Origin of the sequence: Pseudoalteromonas sp. S1727 (genome assembly GCF_005886375.1) — a bacterium.
GTDB lineage: Bacteria > Pseudomonadota > Gammaproteobacteria > Enterobacterales > Alteromonadaceae > Pseudoalteromonas > Pseudoalteromonas haloplanktis.
In genome coordinates, this window is record NZ_PNDT01000190.1 from 1 (window position 1) to 4,659 (window position 4,659).

A 4,659-nucleotide genomic window follows, 5' to 3' on the forward strand; every position below is an offset into this window, starting at 1 on the left:
AGCTGATAGCTGATAGCTGATAGCTGATAGCTGATAGCTGATAGCTGATAGCTGATAGCTGATAGCTGATAGCTTTAATTTCAATTAATGATAGCGCTGTCATTTTATCTTTTATATGATGGGGAGGAGTAAATAAATAATAATAAGAGATTACGCGGGGGGAAATGCGTAATCTTAGGGTATACAACGAGGAGAGAGTAATGGATTTTAAAAAGCGAACTTTAGCGAGTTTGATCGCGATGATGCCGTTATTGGCGCAGGCGCAGTTTTCGCAAACTGAAGTGAATAACTTTGCAAAAGAAACCGCCCTAACATTTGCCGTCGTCGATAATTTTCATAATAAAGATGCTGGTTTTTTGGGGAAAATTACACTAAACAACCAGTCTGATGTAGCACTTCCTGCAGGGGAGAGCGATTGGCAGCTGTATATCCACTCGGTGCGTAAAATAAGCACTGAGCTTGTTGCAGGTTTAAATATTGAGCATGTTAATGGTGATTTACACCGTATTACACCTACAAAAAAATTCAAAGGGCTTGCAGCAGGCAAAAGCTTAGAATTTGAATTTGATGCACAAGCCTTTATTGTTGCTTATACCGATTTTATGCCCCGTGCATTTTTTGTATCGGGTGATCATAAGCCAGCTATTTTTGCAAATACCGACAGCGAAGATATGAGTCAGTTCGTGGCCCCATTTGAGCGCGAAAATCAATTACGTCGTTATAATCAACCGCAAGATCGCACTGTGTTGATCACACCTGAAATTCGTTTTGAACGCAATCAAGCTAGTAGTAGCAAAGTTTCAAAAGAAGATGCATTGAAACGGATTATTCCACAACCACAAAAAGTAGAGTTTAACCGTGGCACAGCAACACTAGATAATAATTGGCAAATTAGTTTCCAAGGTCAATTAAAAAACGAAGTAATCGTCTTTATGCAAGACTTACAAGATGATTACGGACTTACATTAAAAGCCCAGCCAGATCACATTAAAACCAATAAAGAAAAGTTGATCAGCTTAAAAGTAAACCCACAATTGGCTGCAGGAAAGTCAGAGAGCTACACGTTAGAGATTGAAGACAAACGCATTGAAATTGTAGGTAGTGATAACGCTGGCGTGTTCTATGCCATGCAAAGTTTGCTTAATTTACTACCTGCAAATAGCCAGGGGGCCGTTACAGTTCCACAGTTAGAGATCGAAGATAGCCCGCGTTATAGTTGGCGTGGTATGCATTACGATAATGGCCGCAACTATCACGGCAAAGACGCTATGTTCAAACTTGTTGAGCAAATGGCACGTTATAAAATGAACAAACTACACTGGCATTTTTCGGAAGATGAAGGTTGGCGTTTAGAAATTCCTGATTTACCAGAGCTAACAGAAGTTGGTGGATATCGTTGCTTTGATCTTGAAGAGAGAGAGTGCCTATTAACACAGTTAGGTACAGGGCCATTTAAGTCTGGCTCAGGAAACGGATATTTAAGCCGTGCAGAGTTTATTGAGCTATTAAAGTTTGCGAAAGACCGTCATATTCAAATTATTCCTGAAATTGAAGGGCCAGGTCATGCTCGTGCCTCTATAAAAGCAATGGAAGCACGCTACCACAAGCTAAGTGATGAAGCTAAACAAGCCGCTAAAAATAACTTAGTAAATACAAAGCAAACAGATAAAGAAATTCAACAGGTTGATATCAGTGCGGCAACGCAATATTTATTGAATGATCCAAAAGACACCTCAGTGTATATGACGGTGCAAAACTACAAAGATAATTCAATGAATGTGTGTATGGACTCAACTTATGCCTTTTTAGACAAGGTAACCTACGAACTACAACAAATGTACCGTGAGGCGGGTGTACAGTTAACTAATTTACACTTTGGTGGTGATGAAGTAGGCGCGGGCTCATGGGTTGGCTCACCAATCTGCCAAGCAATGTTTGCTGATCCAAATAACGGTGTAGCAGGACCCGCAGATTTAAAGCCATACTTTACACAGCGTGTTGCTAAGTTGCTGGAAAAACGTGGTATTTCACCAGGCGCATGGGAAGATGGTTTAATGTATGACCGCACAAATCCATTTAAGCGCGATGAATTTCCAAATAAAACCTTTACTGCAAACGTCTGGGATAACATTTGGGAATGGGGTGTTGCAGACCGAGCTTATCGTTTAGCGAACGCGGGATACCAAGTGATATTATCTCATGGTACACACTTATACTTTGATCACCCATATGAAGCGCACCCGCAAGAGCGTGGTTATTATTGGGCTACACGCTACACCGATACGCAAAAAGCATTTAACTACATGCCAGATGATGTTTATGCAAATGCTGATTACACTCGGACTCGTGAACCTATCGACAACCTAGAAGCGTTAGTTGGTCGACCATTACCAAAGTTGGAAAAACCAGAAAACATTCTTGGTATGCAAGGACAGGTTTGGTCAGAAACGATCCGCACAGAAGAGCAAGTATTAGCAATGATCTTCCCGCGTATTTTATCGGTTGCAGAGCGAGCATGGTACAAAGCGCCATGGGAAGGCGAGCAAGTTGATAGTAATAGTCGTGCAAAAGATTGGGCGCAATTTTCAGCTGCGGTCGGGTTAAAGGAGCTTACTAAATTGGCAAGCTCGGGTGTTAACTTGCATTTACCCGTGCCAGGAGGCGTGATCAACAATGGTAAGCTTGAAGTAAATACACCATTTGCTTATTTAAATACTGAATATAGTTTGGATAATGGCGCAACTTGGCAGCAGTATACAGCTCCGATCAGTGTTTCTAAACAGCAATCAGTGGCATTGCGCAGCAGTTTAAATAGCCAACTGAAAAGTCGAATTACTCATATAAATTAATGTATTAGTAAGAACTTTTGTTTTGAAAGGGCCTAATTGGCCCTTTTTTGTGCCATTGTAAAGTAAATAGTTACTAGTAATATGGCGGCAATTAACGTAAAGTTTTATGGCAGCGCTGTCATTTTTGTTGCGAGAGTGTTATTGATTTCTCGCTTAAGTGTTACATAATGCAGCAACGCTAATCGTCGTTTTAAGTCCCGAAGGGCTTAATTGAAACAAATAATTATAACGATAGCTCGCAACAAGAAGAAGTTTTATGGAAGTCACTGTGTCAAAAACTAACAAACAAAGTAATTTTATACCCATGGCCATAGTTGCCACGTTATTCTTTATTCTAGGTTTTGCAACCTGGTTGAATGGCTCACTTATGCCTTACTTAAAGCAAGTATTGCAGTTGACCCCATTTCAAGCATCACTCATTTTATTCTCATTTTATATTGCGGTAACATTCACCGCAGTACCATCGGCGATGATCATCCGTAAAGTCGGTTACAAAAATGGTATGGCTATTGGTATGGCAACCATGATGGTTGCAGGCCTACTGTTTATTCCTGCAGCTAAAACTCAAGTTTTTGCACTATTTTTATTCGCGCAATTAGTAATGGGTGCCGGTCAAACATTACTACAAACTGCTGTTAATCCTTATGTGGTACGCATTGGGCCTGAAGAATCAGCCGCTGCTCGTGTAAGCATTATGGGCATATTAAATAAAGGTGCAGGCGTAATTGCACCAATCGTGTTTACTGCTTTGATTTTAAGTGAATTTACAGGTCTTGTGGGTAAAGACTTATCACAAGCTGAAATTGACTCAATGGCAAACAGTCTTATCTACCCATATTTAGGCATGGCTTTATTTATTGGTGTACTAGGTTTTGCCGTTACTAAAATGCCACTGCCAGAATTACTCGATGATGAAGAGCAAGGTGCGCAAGGCCAAGTTAAAGCGGCTCTGGCACACCCGAGCCTTGCATTAGGTGTAGTGGCATTGTTTGTGTACGTGGCCGTAGAAGTCATTGCTGGTGATACCATCGGAACGTTTGCATTATCACTAGGTGTTGAAAAGTACAGTGTAATGACTTCCTATACTATGGGATGTATGGTACTTGGTTATATTTTAGGTATAGCACTTATCCCACGTGTAATTTCACAGCAAGCGGCTTTAAGTGTATCTGCGATTTTGGGCTGTATTTTAACACTTGCGGTGGTATTTAGTGATACAAGCTCAGTGGTTATAGCTACGACTCTAGGCTTAGAAGTACAATTACCTGATACACTATTGATGATAGCTGTGCTAGGATTTGCAAATGCAATCGTATGGCCAGCAGTTTGGCCACTGGCGTTATCTGGTTTAGGTAAATTAACCAGTGTTGGCTCGGGCTTACTCGTAATGGGGATAGCCGGTGGCGCGTTTGGTCCATTATTCTGGGGCCTCGCAAGTGGCGGTGTAGACTCAGCTGAAGCTCAGCAAGGCGCTTATATCGTTATGTTACCTTGTTATTTATTCATTCTTTTCTATGCTGTTAAAGGGCATAAAATGAAAAGCTGGAAATAGACAAGCTACAAGGTGAAAGGATAAAGTTGCAAGGTTAAAGTTAAACTTTGTTTGTAGAACCTAGAACCTAATTTTTGAAAAGAATTTCTATAATGTAGAAATAATCCCGTGTGTAATGCCACCGAAAGGTGGCATTTTTTTGTCTGGAAGAAAGTGAAGCCGTTTGCGAGCTGACTAGCGTAAAGTTAGCGAGGGTCAATTAATCGGCGCTAAAGCGCTCTCCTACGAGGTGTCCGAGTAGGAAATGGCTTCAGCCAT

General features: G+C 41.0%; 2 protein-coding genes. Both read left to right on the forward strand.

Annotation, left to right across the window (positions count from 1 at the left end):
* Positions 1-200 precede the first annotated feature (200 nt).
* Positions 201-2,849 (forward strand): family 20 glycosylhydrolase, encoded by a 2,649-nt coding sequence (locus CWB85_RS21550; protein ID WP_138555992.1) that lies wholly within the window; start codon positions 201-203, stop codon positions 2,847-2,849.
* 256 nt (positions 2,850-3,105) lie between these two features.
* Positions 3,106-4,401, forward strand: a complete 1,296-nt coding sequence (nagP, locus tag CWB85_RS21555) for an N-acetylglucosamine MFS transporter NagP (protein ID WP_016710650.1) — start codon at positions 3,106-3,108, stop codon at positions 4,399-4,401.
* The last annotated feature ends 258 nt before the right edge of the window (positions 4,402-4,659 follow it).